The sequence below is a fragment of the Fibrobacter sp. UWEL genome, from assembly GCF_900142535.1.
In the GTDB taxonomy this organism is placed as follows: domain Bacteria; phylum Fibrobacterota; class Fibrobacteria; order Fibrobacterales; family Fibrobacteraceae; genus Fibrobacter.
On sequence record NZ_FRBE01000033.1, the window covers coordinates 1 to 18349 of the forward strand.

At 39.6% G+C, this 18349-nt stretch carries 15 protein-coding genes; 4 read left to right on the forward strand and 11 right to left on the reverse strand.

Translation table 11 applies throughout. From position 1 onward, the window contains the following. Nucleotides 1–215: 215 nt before the first annotated feature. Nucleotides 216–1067, forward strand: a complete 852-nt coding sequence (locus BUB59_RS14075) for a glycosyltransferase family 32 protein (protein ID WP_073231126.1) — start codon at nt 216–218, stop codon at nt 1065–1067. Further along, entirely contained in the window at nt 1064–2065 is a 1002-nt protein-coding gene (locus tag BUB59_RS14080; RefSeq protein WP_073231129.1) for a glycosyltransferase family 2 protein, read from the forward strand. The genes BUB59_RS14075 and BUB59_RS14080 overlap by 4 nt, the downstream gene beginning before the upstream one ends. Here BUB59_RS14080 and BUB59_RS14085 read toward each other — a convergent pair whose 3' ends face one another. Genes BUB59_RS14085 through BUB59_RS14130 form a run of 10 tightly spaced genes read right to left on the reverse strand, consistent with a single transcriptional unit; the run spans nt 2066 to nt 15471 of the window. Continuing rightward, nucleotides 2066–3040 carry a glycosyltransferase family 2 protein gene (locus tag BUB59_RS14085; protein WP_073231131.1) on the reverse strand — a complete coding sequence of 325 codons (975 nt, stop codon included), beginning with the start codon at nt 3038–3040 and terminating at the stop codon, nt 2066–2068. It abuts the gene before it with no gap. Continuing rightward, nucleotides 3033–4136, reverse strand: a complete 1104-nt coding sequence (gene glf / locus BUB59_RS14090; RefSeq protein WP_073231133.1) for a UDP-galactopyranose mutase — start codon at nt 4134–4136, stop codon at nt 3033–3035. Before glf ends, BUB59_RS14085 begins: the two co-directional genes overlap by 8 nt. Nucleotides 4137–4150: 14 nt before the next feature. Beyond that, nucleotides 4151–5131: a glycosyltransferase gene (locus tag BUB59_RS14095; RefSeq protein WP_073231135.1), complete on the reverse strand. Its 981-nt coding sequence runs from the start codon at nt 5129–5131 to the stop codon at nt 4151–4153. 3 nt (nt 5132–5134) lie between these two features. Beyond that, the gene (locus BUB59_RS14100; RefSeq protein WP_073231138.1) at nt 5135–6124 is read right to left on the reverse strand and encodes a glycosyltransferase family 2 protein; all 990 of its coding nucleotides are present in this window, start codon (nt 6122–6124) and stop codon (nt 5135–5137) included. Between the two features lie 5 nt (nt 6125–6129). Then, nucleotides 6130–7230 (reverse strand): glycosyltransferase WbsX family protein, encoded by a 1101-nt coding sequence (locus tag BUB59_RS14105; protein ID WP_073231141.1) that lies wholly within the window; start codon nt 7228–7230, stop codon nt 6130–6132. Then, nucleotides 7223–8362: a glycosyltransferase gene (locus BUB59_RS14110; protein ID WP_073231143.1), complete on the reverse strand. Its 1140-nt coding sequence runs from the start codon at nt 8360–8362 to the stop codon at nt 7223–7225. Before BUB59_RS14110 ends, BUB59_RS14105 begins: the two co-directional genes overlap by 8 nt. A gap of 11 nt (nt 8363–8373) precedes the next feature. Further along, nucleotides 8374–10758: a polysaccharide pyruvyl transferase family protein gene (locus tag BUB59_RS14115; RefSeq protein ID WP_073231145.1), complete on the reverse strand. Its 2385-nt coding sequence runs from the start codon at nt 10756–10758 to the stop codon at nt 8374–8376. Then, complete coding sequence (locus tag BUB59_RS14120; protein WP_073231148.1) at nt 10725–12002, reverse strand: ABC transporter ATP-binding protein; 1278 nt, start codon at nt 12000–12002, stop codon at nt 10725–10727. The genes BUB59_RS14115 and BUB59_RS14120 overlap by 34 nt, the downstream gene beginning before the upstream one ends. 51 nt (nt 12003–12053) lie before the next feature. Continuing rightward, nucleotides 12054–13808, reverse strand: a complete 1755-nt coding sequence (locus BUB59_RS14125) for an LTA synthase family protein (RefSeq protein WP_073231151.1) — start codon at nt 13806–13808, stop codon at nt 12054–12056. A gap of 16 nt (nt 13809–13824) precedes the next feature. After that, nucleotides 13825–15471, reverse strand: coding sequence for an LTA synthase family protein (locus BUB59_RS14130; RefSeq protein WP_073231154.1), 1647 nt, complete (start codon nt 15469–15471; stop codon nt 13825–13827). A 67-nt stretch (nt 15472–15538) separates the two neighbouring features. On the opposite strand from BUB59_RS14130, the gene BUB59_RS14135 reads away from it, so the two are divergent. Beyond that, nucleotides 15539–15979, forward strand: coding sequence for a GtrA family protein (locus BUB59_RS14135; protein ID WP_073231156.1), 441 nt, complete (start codon nt 15539–15541; stop codon nt 15977–15979). 1 nt (nt 15980) lies between these two features. Continuing rightward, entirely contained in the window at nt 15981–17594 is a 1614-nt protein-coding gene (locus BUB59_RS14140) for an NAD(P)/FAD-dependent oxidoreductase (RefSeq protein WP_073231162.1), read from the forward strand. Between the two features lie 5 nt (nt 17595–17599). Here the strand turns inward: BUB59_RS14140 and BUB59_RS15780 are convergent, their stop codons facing one another. Beyond that, a complete protein-coding gene (locus BUB59_RS15780) occupies nt 17600–18217 on the reverse strand; it encodes a type II secretion system protein (RefSeq protein ID WP_304529026.1) in 618 nt (205 codons plus the stop codon). Between the last annotated feature and the right edge of the window lie 132 nt (nt 18218–18349).

Sequence of the window (18349 nt, forward strand, 5' to 3'; positions counted from 1 at the left end):
ATTAAATTTTAGAAAATAGCCCATTTTTTGTTTAATTTAGGCGAAAGTCAACAAAAAAGGGTGGCGAAGCCACCCACACATGTTGATGAAGAGCCGTTTTTGGTCTCAGAATTTGCCCTCCAATTTGATTCCTGGTGCACGAATGGCTTTTGCATTGGTTGGAGGTGTTTTTTTATATTATCTAATAAAATGGATTCAGAAACGACAAAATAAACATGTCAATTCCTAAGATTATTCATTTCTGTTGGCTTAGCAAAGATCCGTATCCGGAGCTTGTTCAACACTGCATTCAGAGCTGGAAAGAAAAACTACCAGACTATGAAATAAAAATTTGGAATACGGAATCCTTTGACATACATTCAGTCCTTTGGGTTGAGCAAGCCTGCGAAGCGAAGAAATGGGCTTTTGCTGCAGATTATATTCGTTTATACGCTCTTTATAACTATGGTGGCATTTATCTCGATAGCGACGTGGAGGTTCTGAAGTCGTTTGATGACTTGCTTGATTTACCCTATTTCTTTGGACGAGAACATTTCTTTGATATGATAGACGCTTCAAATACAATTGAAGCTGCAACCATGGGATGTGAAAAAGGTAATTCGATTATTAAGGCTTGTTTAGATTTTTATCAGTGTCGCCAGTTTATAAAGCCAAATGGTGAATTAGATATGTTGATTCTCCCTTATGCCATGAATCAAATTTTTGCAAAATACAGAGTGCAGGACATTCAATCTATATCTGAATTTGATTGTGCTGAGGGAAGAATATGTTTGCTGCCTATGGACTATTTTAGTCCTAAGAATACTCGTACCCTTGAAATAGGGGCTACTCCAAATACATATAGTATCCATCATTTTAATGGGTCATGGTATACGAAAGCTCAGCAGGAACATGTTCGTTTGAGAATTGATCTTTGCAAAAGGTTTGGGGAACGCCTCGGAGAGGTCTTGGCTACTGCTGCGGCAATCTACTTTCACTGTAGATATGAAGGCTTTTTGTACACTATGAAGAAGATGGGGACTAAAGCAGTCGAAAAATTTGTTTCTTTGAGGGCAGGCTTGAAATGAGCTGTTCTGAGCCTTTGGTTTCTGTAATTGTTCCCGTGTATAATGTGGAATGTTTTTTGAAGGAATGTCTTGATTCCATTGTTATGCAAAAATACAGGAATCTTGAAATTTTACTTATTGATGATGGTTCTTGTGATAGTAGCGGCTTAATTTGTGATCGGTATGCGAGTCAGGATCGTCGAATTCGTGTAATTCACAAGGATAATGCGGGACAAGCCTCTGCGAGAAATTTGGGCTTATCTATATCGAATGGAGAGTTCTTTTGTTTTGTAGATAGCGATGATATCGTATCTCCTTTTTTTGTAAAAGTTCTAGTGGAAACCTGCCTGTTGCTTGACTGCGATATTGCGTGCTGCGATGTTTCTTCCTTTAATAAAGAAGTAAACTTTGTCGCCAATAAAATGTGTCCGTATGGTGTACGTAATGCTGAAAAACAGGAAATCTTTTCGAAGTATTCATCGCTTAAGCTAACGGATTCGATTCCAGTAGTTTCTTGTTGGAATAAAATGTATAGGTTTTCGGCATTCCCAAACTTTCGTTTTGAAGAGGGGATGGTGTATGAAGACGCCGCAAGCATGTTCCGTCTTTTTGATCAATCAATGAAGACTGTTTTTGTCGATTGTACTTTATATGCATATAGAAAGAATCCATCGAGTACAACCGTTCATCGATTTAATGAAAAAAATCTTGATGCTTTAAAGGCTTTCCGTCTTTCACTTGAGTATTTTCTAGCAAAGAATGAAAATGATATAGCGAATCTTTTCTATAGGCCTTTGATGATGCATGGACTCTTTTGTTGGTGGGGTGAAAAATATATTTCAAAAAACATATTGTTGAGTTCTGAAATACTTGATTCCTGCAGAAATGATTGCGAGTCTTTTTTTAAGTTATCAAAGAATCGATTCTTTACGGATTATATCCTTGCTGTTTTTATTCGATTCCCGTTCTTATACTCGGCTTATCGTCGCCTTATGCCAGGATTGATTGGCGACCGCTAATCACCGGTGTGTTAATGATTTTTTCATACTTTCTAGAATCCAAGGATGGATTTTGGTTGAACGCCATAGGGTTAAAAGATGAAAAAGTCTTTTGTCTAGATTCTTTGTGATTTCTTTATTTATACGGATGAGTTCCTTATCGATTTTATTCAAATACAAATCATTTTCTTTTGTTTTTGAGAAAATGATTTGGAAGTAGAATGGATGCAGAAAATCGAGAAGCTTTGTGAAGAAATGCTTCGGTATGCTAGACCTGTTCTCAAGATAGCGTTTGAAAATTTTGTAGAATTGCAAAGCTCCTTTTTGGAATACATAGGGATCCATTGATTGACCTTCACGATTCATGTCATACATGTAGAGGGCTTCGTTGAAACACTCAAAAGATTTTACATGGTCCTGAGGATAAAGAACGTATTCCATATCCGTATAGCAGATTCCTTCTGTTTGACGATAATCTGATTGTTTGAGAACGTCTGTCTTATACGTGATTCCGTGCATTGCGAAGAATCTCATATCTTTGGCATTTAGCGTTTGGAGATCTGTGTGTACTTGGTTGGGAATCAAGTGCTCGGACTTTATGGTAAAGATTTCATCTTTCGTAAAAACCTTGAAAGGGGTGATTAGCATGTCGGCATTCGTGGTTTCTAGTCGAGAAATCATTTGAACGAGGGACTCTGTGTCAAACCAATCGTCTGCATCCAAGGGGCGGAAGTATTTTCCAGTAGCAGCCTTCAGTGCTGCATTAATGCAGGATCCATAATGGCCATTAGGTTTGTCGATAATCTGGATGATGTCGGGGCGCTTAACTTGGTACTCTTTCGCGATTTCTAGGGAACGATCCTTGCTGCCGTCGTTGACGACGATTACCTCTAATGTGTCCGGAACGTCTTCTCGAGTCACGGAGTCTAGACAACGGGGAAGGTATGCTTCCATGTTGTAGGTGGGTACGACGACAGAAAGAACTTTATTAGCCATTTGCTAGTTCCTTTTTTGCAAGATTCATCGCACTCTCTATTACATCATCCATGTCGTAGTATTTGTATTCAGCAAGACGACCGCCAAAAACATATTTGCTCTGTTGTTCTGCCAGTGCTTTGTACTTTGTATAAAGGTTGCTGTTGCGTTCGTCGTTGACAGTGTAGAAACGTTCCTTGCCTAGCGCCCATGAATCAGGGTATTCTCGAGTGATTACGGTTTTTGGTTGGCTTCCGAATTCAAAATGCTTATGCTCGATAATGCGTGTGAATGGATACTTGCTATCAATATAATTCACTACGGCGTTTCCCTGGTAATTGGGAATGTCCAATGTTTCTGTTTCAAATCTCAGGGAACGATATTCAAGTTTGCCAAACAGGTGATTAAAGAATTCGTCGATAGGGCCAGTGTAAATAATCTTGTCCGCTACGGATTTTAAATCGTTGCGACTTGTGATGAAATCCGTATTCAACCGAACTTCGATTCCTTCCAACATCTTTTCTACGAGTGCTGTGTAGCCTCCGCAGGGAATTCCCTGGTAGAGATCGTTAAAGTAGTTGTTGTCAAAAGTAAAGCGAACCGGAAGCCTTTTGATGATGGATGCAGGCAGTTCAGCGCACTTGCGTCCCCATTGCTTTTCTGTGTATTCCTTAATCAGGGCTTCATAAATGTCACCGCCAACTAGAGCCCGTGCCTGTTCTTCGAGATTCTTTGGCTCAGTGATGTTCGCTTGATGGCGCTGTTCTTCAATCTTTGCCATAGCCTCTGCAGGCGTCTGTACTCCCCACAACTGGTTGAACGTATTCATGTTGAAGGGAAGGTTGTACAGTTTGTCCTTGAACTTTGCTATGGGCGAATTTGTGTAGCGGTTGAACGCGACAAATGAGTTTACGTAGTTCCATACATTTTTATTTGAGGTATGGAAAATATGAGCGCCGTACTTATGGACGTTGATGCCTTCAACGTTTTCGGTATAGCAGTTTCCGGCAATATGATTGCGCTTGTCAATAACAAGAACGCTCTTGCCCGCGGCTTTGACAAGATTTGCAAAAGTAGCTCCGAAAAGGCCTGCGCCAACGATGAGGTAGTTGTACATAAAATTTTATGTTACTATTGATAAGTTTTGAAGAAAAAGCGCCTTAATGCAAAAAGAAATTTAAATAATGTATTTACGATATTGTAGATGATTGATCCGCGATTGTTTAAAAGATACCACACGATGGAATCGGAATAAACAGAATTGTTTATTAATGTTGTTCCAGAAACGATTCCTTTGAACGGGTCGGTAAATAATTGTTTGATGTTGTCTGTTATTGAGCAGTTTTTCTTGATGCTCTCAAAATAATTCTGGTCGTTTAGCAAAAAGACGTTGTTGATGCTATGGATGTTTTTGTTGCTGCATAAGTAATGAACTATCTTGGCATCTTTTAAAAACTGCATGCCGTATTTCAATTCGCAATTCCATATATCGTCAAGCATCCTAATTGAATCACCCATTATGTGATTAGCCTTTGCGAATGAAGGTTGGTCCATAAAGACTTTAGACTTTGTTCCTGAAAGCCACTCTTTGTGCCAAAGTTTGTAAAAATCGCGTGTGTTCTGGGTGTCTTTTACATAAATTACACCGGAATTAAAGTAAGTGACATCGTCATTTAAATCCCAGTTTAGTAACTCAGCGTGCTTTTTACATGTGGCTTTGTAGGGATTTAGATTGAATGGAACGTGGGAATCCTGGCATGCTGCAATTTCATATTGACATTGATCAATGTCGTTAAGGGACTTTGTGATTATTGTGTCTGAGTCAATGTATAGAAAGTCTCCTTCAACGAGATTTCTTGCATTTGTTTTTATAAACCTTGATCTAAAAAAAGCACTTGATTCTCTATCAACATCAATGACCTTCAGTTCATCTACGTACGACAATAACTTTTTTCGATTGTCGTGAAAAGACGAATTTGTTACTTGATCAACAAGCAAAATAATTTTGGCCTCGGGATTATTGTACTTTAATGAGGCCATAGAAAGAAACGCTTGCTCTAAATAGCAATCATTCTCGCTACTTACTAGAGTGTAGAGAAATTTTGTCTTCATATATTAAACGGCCTGTTTGTATACTATTTTAGAAGTTGCCCAAATAATAAAACCGATTCCGTGTCCCTGCAAAATAGGATAGCTTTTTTTGTAGCAAATCATAAGGACTATGAAGAAGAAAAGGCGTTTTTTTATAGCCATTTCAACGATTTTTTCCCATACATCTTCGTATTCCGCAAACTTATTGTGTGGGTTATAGAAATTCATCCACTGCTTTGTATAGGCGAAATATTGTTCTTTCCACGCGGGTTCAGAGAAATGGTTGAATATTTCTTTTAAAATAATACCCCATGCTTTACTCTTTTTTAAATCACTGCTTCCCGTCATGATTGAATTTGGGTTGATATAGCGAAGATAAGTTGCTTCGTGGACAAACGCTAATCTACTTAATCTTTGTGAAATATGGAACATCCATAGCTCGTCTTCATGAATAATTCCAGGTTTGAAATTCAATTGATTTTGTGTGATAAAGGATCTTTTTATGAGCTTGTTAACCGGATTTGTTGCAAGTCTATTTTTGAATCGGTAGAAATGTTCTCTAACCCATAAATTGTTGTCTATGTAGTCGAAACGCTTGTAATAGTTTGCAGAGTATCTTGTTGGGTCGTTTGGTATAGATTTGATTTCTCCGACAACCATTTCTGCTTGCGGATGTTCGTTCAGTTTCTCAATAAATAGACTTATTGCATTTTGAGGAATTTCATCATCTGCATCAACATAAAGAATGTATTCCCCTGTTGACGTGTCTGTGCCGATGTTTCTTGCGACAGACTGACCTTCATTTTCTTTATGGATGACTGTAATGCGGTTGTCTTTGGCTGCATAGCTGTCGCAAATGCTTGCGCTGTTATCCTTAGAACCGTCATCGATAAGAATGATTTCTATTGATGTGTAAGTCTGCGTGATGATGCTAGATAAACATCTATCTAGGTATTTGTCTGCGTTGTAGACTGGGATGATGACGGATACTAATGGAACTTGTGAATGTATCATAAAAGCTATTTTTCGAAACTGTTGATTTTGGCTTTTTTAAGTGCTTTGATACGGGCTTTGCCAAATTTTAAATCTGGCTCCATATAGTTTCCCTCGCCCCATTCGTTCCAAGATTTCAAAAAAAGTAGTTTGTTTTTTTTGTTAGCTATATTTGAAAAAATTTCGTTGCAATGTTTTTCGAATAGCTCTGGAGTGCAATCGTGTATGACTAAAGCTTGATTTTTACTTCGTGGGGAGTGGTCCCAATTTGACAAAAGTGTGGGAATGGTTGATTCTTTTCGGTCAATAGAGGGGTTCCATAGGTGTTTTATGCATTGTTTGTATGAAATGATTAAGGGCCTGTGAAAAAGAGTCCTAAAGAAGTCGTGAATTTTACGGTAAAATACGGATCGGTCTTTGTAAGCCGCTCTCATTCTTTCACCTAGATGGACTGTTTGTGCGTTGAATCCCATTCTTAGTATTGAATCGTATGTTGTGTCTGAGCATGTTCCTACAAAGAAAAAGTGCTCCGCAATGCCTTCTTTGCGGATCAGAAGGTTCCAGGTGTCCATGAATTTTTTTATATCAGGATGCAACTCTGGCTTGTAAATAAGGAATAGTGGAGCTCCTTGAATCCTTATATATCTAGGATCTTTGAATGCATTTATCAGTGAGTAGAAATGGTTTGTTGAGTCCTTTTCTCCAGGATACTGCTGTTCTATGAGAATTTGTTTTGTTTTGTGTCCCTCGGCGTTCCAAATCTTGGATTCCCAGCTTTCATTTGCCCAACCAAGGCAGAATGGAAAATTAGGTTTTCCCGATTCAACAACCTCTTTAAAAGGGCGTTCAAGCAACTCTTTTCCATTGCCGAACCAATAGTGCCAATAGCAAAAACCGTCAACTCCGGCTTCTCGAGCTAGTTCAGCTTGCTGTTCGCGAACTTCGGGAACTCGTAAGTCATAAAAGCCTAAGTCAGCAGGAATCTTTGGTTGGTAATGTCCTCTGAATAGCGGCTTTGCTTTTGCAACATTTGTCCATTCGGTAAAGCCCTTGCCCCACCATTCGTCGTTTTCTGGAATGGGATGAAATTGGGGAAGGTAGTAGGCGATAATGAAAGGCTTATCCATGAGAATTATCTAACGCTTTTCTATAAACGGTGTATATCATATCTATGCAATTCTCTGTAGAATATAGTTTTTTGGCTATTCCTTGTGCATTTTGAATGAAGTTTTGGTATTCACACGTCTTTAATTGAATAACTTTTTTCATTGATTCTAATAATTCTAGCTCAGAATTAAATAGAAATCCACCAGCTTCCTCAAGGATTTCCTTTGTCCCTCCGGAATTCTTTCCTAAAACGATACATCCTGCAAAAATTGCTTCTGCGGTCATTCTTCCAAAGCCTTCCGCAGGAGAAGCAACGATTAGGGCTGTAGCCTTTTTCATATAGTCAGAAACATTAGAAATGAATCCTTTGAATTCAACTTTTGACTCGCAATGTAATGTGCGGGTGAACTCAAGTAACTCTTCTTGATATTCTCTAGAGCCTTCGCCTAAAATGACTAATCTGTAATCGTCGTAATCTTTAGAAAACACAGAAAAGGCTTTGATTACTGTTTTATGTCCTTTTTCTGGACTAACACGACTTGCGCAAAGAAAAAAATGTTCTTTGTTTTCGTTGAAACATATTTCATCTTGCGAACGAACACCGTTGTATACAATGGATGCTTTTTTATTGTTTGTTAATTGATTGTAGTTGAATATATCTTTTGTTATTGCGATTGGGTAGTCTTGTGATAAACAATGATGGAAGAATCTCTTGTTAGGAAACGGATGTAAATTAAAGTCTAAATCGCCGTATTCTCTAATGTGCCATATATGGGGTAATTTAAAGTATTTCGAAATGAAATGGCCAATGCTAACTGGGCCTACGTTTGTATGTATGATATCGGGTTTTATTTCTGATACAATTTTTTTTATTGCAAGAAAAGATCGTATTTCATTTACAATGATATCTCTTATGTCAAAGAGGAACCAAAAGCCACGAAATTTTTGAGGATAGCAAAAAAAATGTACCGGTGCTATAAAATATGGAATTTGTCTTGAACGTAGGATTATTTCTAAGTCAATGTTGTGGTTAGGGAGAATAACAAAAGGATTATCCCCTCTTTTTTTTACATTCTCGGCAATAGTCAGAAACGACAGGGTTGATCCTGCGAAATCTGATCCGGATAGAATGTAAAGTATTTTCAAGTTCATATACGTCAGTCTTATAAATTTTCCCAAATTTCATTCCACATATTAATGATTTTTCTTTTCAGCGAATCATTGCATCCGTTTTTTGAGGAGTATAGGGCGGGATTATTTAAGGCCTGTTCTATTGTGGTTATCGAAGAATTTAAATCATTAATGTTTAACATATTGTTTTCACATTGATGTTCCTTCAATAATTCCTCGTATTTATGGCTCCAGGAGGTACAAAGGGTTGGGGCCCCTTCTGTCAAACCACTAACGACGCCATGGAATCGGCTGGAAATAGTTAGCTTTGATTCTTTAATTACGGCTTTGACGTTTATTCCATCTAGATTCGTGATTGCTGTTAATGCGTTAGCGAAAGAATTGTTTATTTCCCGGATTAATTTTTCATCATCAACCCCTTCATGATTGAGAAGGACAACTTTTTCTCCTTGTTTAAGAAGATAAGCAATGATTTTATTGATGAAATACAAGTAGTTTGTAGAGATGTCATGGCGTGTATGGGTAATCATGCGGGCGTTAGGAATGATGACGACATAGCTCTTTGGTTTTAAATGGACATGGGGTTGGCTTGCTGGTTGACACAATGCTGTGAAATCTGGTGCAATCTTGATTTTGTTTGAAGTAGAAAATTCCTTTAAAAGGTAATCATAAGATGTTTGCTCCCTTGCATAAATAACGTTCGCAAACTCATAAACGGATTTAATCAGTTCTTTTGATTCTGGTTCATTAAATGGACCATAAGCTTGTGGCAAAAAAAAGACTCGTAGATTCTTTTTCGTGAATTGTTTGAAAAATTGCTTTTGATAAGCAATTGTTGCCTTGTCAACTTTGAATTGATCGGAATACTTGAATCCACTATCGTCTAAGAATAAATCAATTTGTTCTGGATATATACAAATATTACGGTTGAATATGTTTCTATAGATGTAGCGCTTTATTTTTCGTACAAAGGCGTATTGAGCTGGCTGTAAGGGCAGAATTTTATTTTTTATGCAGTAGGATGGATCCTCATAAAACACCCACTCTGGCACGGTAATTGTTGCGTTAGGCTTGTTTTGTCTAATTTGGTCAATCACGGCATCCCTCATTAAATGGTCGCCCTTGTTTACAAATCCTGCTCCGGATATAAACACATAATATCCGTGGTCTGGGTACCAAATGAAGTGTAAAAGTCGTTTGAGAATATGAGGGACTTTAGATTCGAAGAATCTTTTTTTTACTTTAAAAATCCAAAAACCCGTTTTTGATGAGACCTTCTTTCCTGCTAAAATTTTTGAATAGTCACTCGCCTCTTGCTCGAAATCAAGAAAGATTCCGTCCGTTACATTTGCAGGAATTGATTTGTACACGCTGTTCGTTGTGCAATTCCTTTTCAAATTGATTTTTCGGTGGTTGATGTCTTGTGACTTTGCTATGTCAACAAAGGATGATGGTAGCAAGGTGAGCTCTGACTGTACACTTTCTATAGCTTGAGATCCTAGTTCTGTTCGGATGATTACGCTTGAAATCCCCTTTGGGTCTTCCAAATGAGGAAGATAGCAATCTCCAATTGAAATGTCAGAAAGCTGATTTAGTTTGTCAAAGCAGTATCGGCATCTATTTAACTGAAAATAGGGCTTTAGGGACATCCTTACAGATTTGTCAATTTGCTTACACCCGTCTTTTGTTTCAATTAACGTATTCCCTGGCCAACCTCCAGCTTGTTTGTTTTTAAAGTTGAAGGAAACATATTTTCCATAGGCGCTCTCATAGTAGGAATAGATGTTGTAATTAAGTGTTTTATCGCAGAATAGGCCTATGAATAAAATGTGACAATTGTTGTTTTTGTAATGCTTTAAAGATCTTTTTATTGCAAGGATTTGGCACGGGGTTCCTACAACTATAGAATCATTGATATTATTTTTCTTTATATCATCAATAACACACCCGATTGACGCGGGAATATACTTAGATTTTGCCGATTTAAAAACATCTTGTGCGTGTGTGATTGCTTTGAGATTTGCATGCCCCTGAAAGTTGTTGTATTCAAGTAAATATGCTTTGCGGTATTCTTTTTTTTGTAGGAGTCCATTGACAACGGTTGTTGCCACGCCCCCACTTGCAGAATGCTGTCTAATAGTTTCGTTATTTGAATAGGCTGAAAAGCATGTAGGAGATTGCTTAAATTCTAAATCAAGAGTCCCATACGTTGATGGAATATCGATTTCGTTGCTAGGACACACTTTTGTGCACGCAGAACAGTTAATGCATTTGGCGGCGTCTATTGTTGGCGTAAAAAGTCCATCTTTGAATACGTATCGGATGGCTTTTTTCTCGCACACTTGGGCGCATGCTCCGCATGAAACGCAATAATCGTTATTTACTATTGATGAAATGTTTCTTGCAGACTTTTGCATGTGTACTCCGTCAGAATAAGTCCGTCTTTACTACTAGGATTTTTTCCATTTTTATAAAAGTCACCGTTTACTACATTAAGGGTAATTGGGTATTGGAGCCAATCTGCAGTCTGCTTATTAATCCATAAGGATATATTGAAGAAATAATTTCCTTCGTTTAAACAAAGCCTTTTTATTGAAAAAGAAATTTGGTGCTCATTTCCTGGGGGTAGCTCTACCGGCGTGTATTCTGTGCTTAATCGAGATATTTGTTCTCCAGATTGTTTATATATCCCTATATTGATGTCCGCATTAGATTTTCCTGGACAACAGAAATCTACAACAATATCAAGCGGCTCGCCCGATAAGATTTTATCAACCTCACGATTGTCCTTATCTACGAATCGCAGCTTTTTTATGTAAGAAACCGGGGCTGGTTTATTTGCGAAACGATTGGAAACATTTGCAGCTTCCCCGCTATTAAGGTATTTTTCGATGGTATCTTCAATGTTCCCGCAGTATGCTATTTGTCCTTGATCCATCAAAATCCCTGTCTTACAAAGATTCTTCACTGCCCCCATATTATGACTGACAAACAGCACGGTTCTTCCTTCGCCTTTGCTCACATCCTGCATTTTGCCGATGGCTTTCTTTTGGAATTCGGCGTCGCCTACGGCAAGGACTTCGTCTACTACGAGGATTTCGGGTTCCAGGTGGGCGGCGATGGCGAAGCCTAAACGCACGGTCATGCCGCTGGAGTAGCGTTTGACTGGGGTGTCCAAGTAACGTTCGCAGCCGCTGAAGTCAACGATTTCATCCAGCTTGCGTGTGATTTCGGAGCGGGTCATGCCCATGATGGCTCCGTTCATGTAGATGTTCTCGCGGCCGGTCATTTCGGGGTGGAAACCGGTGCCTACTTCGAGGAGGCTTGCGATGCGTCCCTTGGCGCGGATAATGCCTGTGGTGGGGGCGGTAACGCGGGAGAGCAGCTTAAGCAGGGTGCTCTTGCCGGCGCCGTTACGGCCGATGATGCCTACTACGTCGCCTTGCTCAATTTTGAAGTTGATGTCCTTCAGTGCCCAAACGTAGTCGCTGTCACCTTTGCTGGCGCGGTCGTTAGTTTCGCCTACTTTTAGGTAGGGGTCTTCGCGGCGCAAAATCTTGGTCTGCCAGAATCGATTGAGGTCGTGGCTCAAGGTGCCGGTGGAGACTAATCCCAATCGGTACTGCTTGCTGATATTCTCGAATTCAATAGCTGTGGCCATATTATGGTAATATAATAAAAGTCGAGAGACTATGCGTCAGAACAGGAAGGGTTAATTCCCATATAGAAAGTGATCATATTGGATGCTTCTTTGTCTAAGAAGTGTGTTTAGACTGTCCAAACCGTAGATTTCGAGCATTGTTTTTTCGTTGGAAAATAACGAACGGCCTAAGCCAAAGCCGTGATGGGGTAATTCCCATCCTAAAGCTTCAAGTATGGATGGGGCGTAATCAAGATTTGAAAAGCTCCGTTGGCTGTTTTTGTTTTCAAAACCGGAATTGATGAAAAAAGCAGTTGTGTAGAGTTCCTCATTTTGAGGTAATCCTGCTTTTGCTGCTAGTCCTTGAATGATGTGGTCTCCGACAACGGCAACAACTGTATTCTCAAACCATGATTGCTTTTGTATCCAAGATAGGAATTCACCTATCATGGATGAAGAACATCGCAGAACGTTCTTGTATTGATTTTCTTCGTTATGTTGGCATGAACTGTCTAGGTATCCATCTGGTTGATGGGTGTCAATCGTAGAAATATATAAGGCAAATGGGTTGGACAATTTAGCTAACGAGTCAAGGGATTGTTGTGCGAAGGCTAATGTTTTTTTGTCTTCCATTCCCCAAAAGACATTATAATTGGGTGGGATTTCTTTTGTTCTTTCATAATGCAGATTGTCTCTAATCTCTACATTTCCGTGTGCTGTCCAAAAATCTCTAATTTGTGTAAAGTTTGCGCTAGACCCTTGAATTGAGAGCTGATTGTATCTTGCATTTTTCATTAAATCCATTATGCAAATTGCATTGGGGAGGTAGGTTGGTAATTTCCCTGTGTATTCCTCATCTGTTAGAGGCATGTTTAATGGTATTCCGCATAATGCTGATGTAATTCCTGCAATTGTCCAACTGGTTCCAGAGACACTTGTTCCTCCTGGATTGAATGAAATCCCTTTTTCTTTCCAAGAATTTAATTCCGGAGTGTATTTGGAAAAATTGTTTGTCATGGATTCTAAAAAAATGACAATAAGGTTTTTTTGAGCTAATGATATTGCTTCTTTAGGGTCTTCAAAATGCTTTTTGTATAAAGTTGAGTCTATCTTTGAGCCAAATAAGGCTTCAAATGGGGCGTTTTTTATTATACATGGTAAAAGCAAAAGGTTTATAAACACGACGCCAAATAACAAAAAAGATGTCAACTTAGTTACATGAAAGAAACTCATTTTTCTGTTTTTATCTGATGATAAATGAAAAGATAGCGGACCTTTGTGAAATGATCCAGATATTTTGAATTTGAATAAACTTTGTGAAATTATTTGTTGTATTGCTAATAAACTGAAGAATGTTGTCAAAGATGAAGTTATAACTTTTTCTTTGAAGGTGTCTACTATAAAATTATTAGCCCCGGTTATGGGCGAAAACAATGTGAAAAGAACGGCTTCGGGATTTGATAGAGGAAATGTGTCTATAGCCCAGGGAACTATAAAGAATAACACTATCAAAATACACTGGATAAAAAGAAGGATAATTTCCTTGATAATGACGAATTTTTGATTGTCATGAATGTGATCTCTATGGAAAGATGTTAATAAAAAAAAGGAAAAGACAGCCCATAAAGCCCCTGCGTAACCAATGGCATAAACGAGATTGCTTTGGATTAAACCCAGGTTAAAATTGTAGAAAAGAGCGTACGATGTTGCCGGGACAATCAAAAGTCCTAATGTTAGATAAAGTGGGCTCAGCCGATGTCTGAATAAAAAAAGTAGACTTTCTGCAAAAAACAGAGATAGAATGAAATGAATTAAATAATTGCTCATGCGCTAAACTCTTCTTTTATTTTTGTCTTTTTCGGAGTTGATAGCTCTCGTATACAAGATGGTTTGGTATTGTCTCAATCTCTTTATTAAGAGAATCTAGTCCGATGCTCTCTAATAGAGTTTGTTTATCACTGAAAAGGTCTGTCCCAAAACCGAGACTACTACCATCAATCTCAAAATTCAATGAACTAAGCATTGTTGGAAACATGTCTATGTCTGAAAAAAGTCGATTCTCGGATATGGGGACCTTTGGTGCGTTCAAAAAAATATCAATCCATTTTCTGTGGGGAAACTCATTTACTAATCTGGTCCCCATAAAGAGGTGGTCTCCAAAAATGATAATAGAAGTGTTTTCGTAAAATTTTTTTGTTTTTAAAGCTGTTATAAATTTACCAAGTTCTTTGGAAGCACAGCGTATAGATGCTTTTAAATGTTCGTCTTTATTATTGTTGTCACTTATAATGCAGTTGGGATCGTACATTCCTTGCGGAGCATGGGTGTCTATGGTGAAGAACGTTAAAGAAAATGGTTCTGATATGGTGTCAAGAATTTGATTGGCGAATTTGAACGTATCCTTATCCGGAACAGTTTTTCCATTAGGGAGATTTCTTTCTTTCAAGTTTAGACGTTGTATCAAGTCTTCAGGGCCATAGGCTTCATCAACCTTTTGGTCTATAACAAAACTTTGGAATTCTTTGTAAAGGCCTCCATTTCCCTGGAAGAAAATTTGCTTATAACCATTTTCGTTTAGTATTTTATACAGGCTTTTGTAATGGTGAAGTACTGGGGTTTTTTCATAATTGATAATAAACGGTATTCCTAGTGTACGTGAGTGTATTGACGCAAAGGTTGAATTCGAACCGCGTGCGTCTATTCCTCCGCCAATAAGGTTCCCGTCTTTACCGAAATTTAAGTTATGTAATGCCAATTCTGTAATTTCAGGAATGAGATTTTTTTCTTGATTACCGCCATGTTCTTTGTCTGTGAATGTTGTTTCCATTGATTCTATGTATATAAGAATTAGATTTCTCTTTTTGTCTGGCGCGGTAATTTTAACAGAATCTGGATTGACGTAGTTCTCTACAAAAAATTTTGAATAAGAAGCGTTTTTTTGGGGCTCGTTATTTAGAATATGGATGTAGTCTGGTATGGGTATATCGCTGATGAACAGTGCTATTGTTGCTGCGAAGTAGACTCCTATGGCGAATAATCTTTTTTTTGTATTATTTAAAACTGTGTATAAAAAAACTGTGATAATTACTGATATTACAAGCGCTTGTGGAATTGTGGCTTTTAAATACTGTTTTATCATCAAGTATGCAAAGTCGTCAAAGGGTTCCTCTAATGTTAGTAGGACCGTATTTGCATCTCGAAGTGGAAATGTGTTTAATGCCCAAACTATTCCGGATCTAAAGTGAACAACAAAAAAAAGAAGGATGATGACAATTGGTATGTGAAATATTGTAAAATATCCCTTCTTTTGGTATTCTTTTGAGTACCAATTTAGCGCAATGAGTACGATGAAAGATAGCACGAATGTCGGGGATACAGATGTTGGGGTGATTTCGAAAAAATAATGTTCTGCAATAAAGATTAGACAAATTGCTATAGCGACTATTTTTGTTGTTAGAGCGATTATTCTGTTAAAATTTCTGTTACCCATACATGGGAATGTAGTAAATGTAAACGTGATGTTACAAAAAAGAGGCTGGTTATACTATCTTTATCGTATGAATCTTATTCAAATAATCCGTGCGAAAATTCCCCGTAGAACTCTACTAGGGCAGTTTATGCGCTACCTGTTTACGGGTGGCCTCGCCTTTTTGGTGGATTTCGGACTGTTCGCCCTTTGCCTCTATGTTTTTGAGTGGCATTATCTGCTGGCAAATCTTGTAGGTCTTATTGCAGGACTTGTGTTGAATTACGCTTTAAGCGTGGGGTGGGTCTTTACGGCCTGCGAACGTAAGCTGGAAAAGAAGAAGACTGCGGAGTTTGCTGTTTTTGCTGCGGTGGGCTTTGCGGGCGTTGGATTAAATGAACTTTTGATGATCTTGATGGTGGACTATTTCGGCCTGCAGGAAATGCTTTCCAAGATGGTTGCCGCTGTTGTCGTATTGATGTGGAATTTTGGTGGGCGCAAGCTGATTTTGTTCCGGGAGAAGAAGTATTAACATGGTTGCTGAAAATAAGAAGATCGCTGTAATTGCTGGCGCAGGTCCTGCAGGTTTGACTGCTGCATTGGAACTGCTCCGCACCACAGATGTAAAGCCTGTAATCTTTGAAGCGGAAGATGTGATTGGCGGTATTTCACGCACTGCTCGCTATAACGGCAACCGTATGGACATTGGCGGCCATCGATTCTTTAGCAAGAGCGATGCCGTAATGGACTGGTGGCAGGGAATTTTACCGTTGCAGGGTGCGCCAAGCCGCGATGATATTGCCATTGGTCGTAAGGTTCCTGTTGTAGATGGCGGCCCTGATCCGGAGAAGGACGACTTCGTGATTCTCTGCCGTAGCCGCTTGAGCCGCATCCTCTTCCTCCGCAAGCTTTTTGACTACCCCGTAAGTCTGAACGGTTCAACAATTCGTGGGCTTGGTCTCTGGCGCATGTTCAAGATCGGCATGAGCTATCTGAAAGTTCAGATTTTGCCGGCCCGCGAAGAAAAGAGTCTTGAAGATTTCATGATCAACCGTTTCGGCGTGGAGCTTTACCGCACTTTCTTTAGGGACTATACCGAAAAACTGTGGGGTGTTCCCTGCAACAAGATCAGCCCGGAATGGGGTGGTCAGCGTATCAAGGGTCTTTCCATTACCAAGACTGTGATTCATGCTGTGAAGCAGATTTTTGCAAGCAAGAAACCTGCCGCAGAATCCGGTGATGCCATCCGTCAGAAGAATACGGAAACTAGTTTGATTGGCCAGTTCCTGTATCCGAAATTTGGCCCCGGCCAGCTTTGGGAAACTGTTGCCCAGAAGATCCAGGAAATGGGCGGCGAAATCAAGATGAATGCCAAGGTTGTTAAAGTGAACCGTGAAGGAAATCGCGTAGTGAGCGTGGTGGTGAATCATGGCCAGTACACCGAAACTGTCGCTTGCGATTACTTCCTCAGTACCATGCCTGTAAAGGAACTGGTAGCCGCTATGGATAGCGAAACTGCCGCCGTACCTGCCGAAGTGAAGCGTGTTTCCGAAGGCCTTGTCTATCGTGACTTTATGACCGTGGGCCTTTTGCTGGACAAACTTGAAATCAAGAATCCTGCAAAACCGAGCACTCCCGAAAGCAAGCTGAAGTTTGTGGCTGACAATTGGATCTACGTGCAGGAAAGCGACGTAAAGCTCGGCCGTATCCAGGTGTTTAACAACTGGAGCCCGTATCTTGTTAGCGATCCTACGAAGGTGTGGATTGGCCTGGAATACTTCGTCAACGAAGGTGACGAAATGTGGACCATGCCCGATGCCGACTTCATCAAGTTCGCTATTGATGAATTGGACAAGATTCACGTGGCAAAGCCGGAATCTGTCCGCGACTCTGTGGTGTTCCATATTAAGAAGGCTTATCCCGCTTACTTCGGTACTTATGGCGAATTCAATATGATCCGCGAATTCCTGGATCCTGTTGAAAACCTGTTCCTTATGGGCCGCAATGGTATGCACAAGTACAACAACATGGACCACAGCATGCTCACTGCCATGGAAACCGTAAAGTGCATTCGCGAAGGTTCTACCAACAAGACCGACCTTTGGAATGTGAATACCGAAGAGGAATACCACGAAGGCAGGAAGTAAATTTCTTAGTTGGCGTATTGTCCTGTTAGATAGGGCTGAATGGGGTTGTCTCCGTTAAGCGCCTTGTGCAGAACGATTTCGTAGTTTCCGCCTACTGTAGTAGTGGAACAATTGCTTGGCTCGCTGCTGGAGAATATTTTGATAACGCCTTTATCGAATAAAGCAGACCCAAAACACTCCCAGCCACCATTTTTAGCAGAGGCTCGAACTTTGACGTTGGTAAAGCCTGCGTCTTCAAAAAGCCTTTGGATACGTTTATAGGCCACCCCATTGTCTGTGTTCCAGTCGCCGCCATCTACAAGAACACTGCCGCTGCCACGATAGTAGTTTGTTCCATTTTTGTTGACAAAGACTGCGACGGAAATTCCGGCATTCACACTTTTTCCATCAACATTTACGCTATAATTGGTGTTGTTTGGGAAAATAATTACACCGGAGCTGAATGCTCTGTCCAAAATATTGGCCAACTCCATGGCGCTCATTGCGTCTGCGCGGCGTTTTGTGTCTTCGATTTTGCCGGCAATGTTGGGGACTGCCACTGCGGCCAAAATACCCAAAATCACGATGACAATCATGATTTCTACAAGGGAAAATCCTTTTCGATTTTGCATACGTGTTTTCATCCGCATTCTTCCTTCTTCTTTTTGAATAAATATAAACGGCGATTTCTAATCGCTAACGCATAATGTTGAACTTTTTCAAAAGATACTCATTTGGTGTTAGGTAGTCAAGCCTTTTTCTTGGTCTATTGTTCA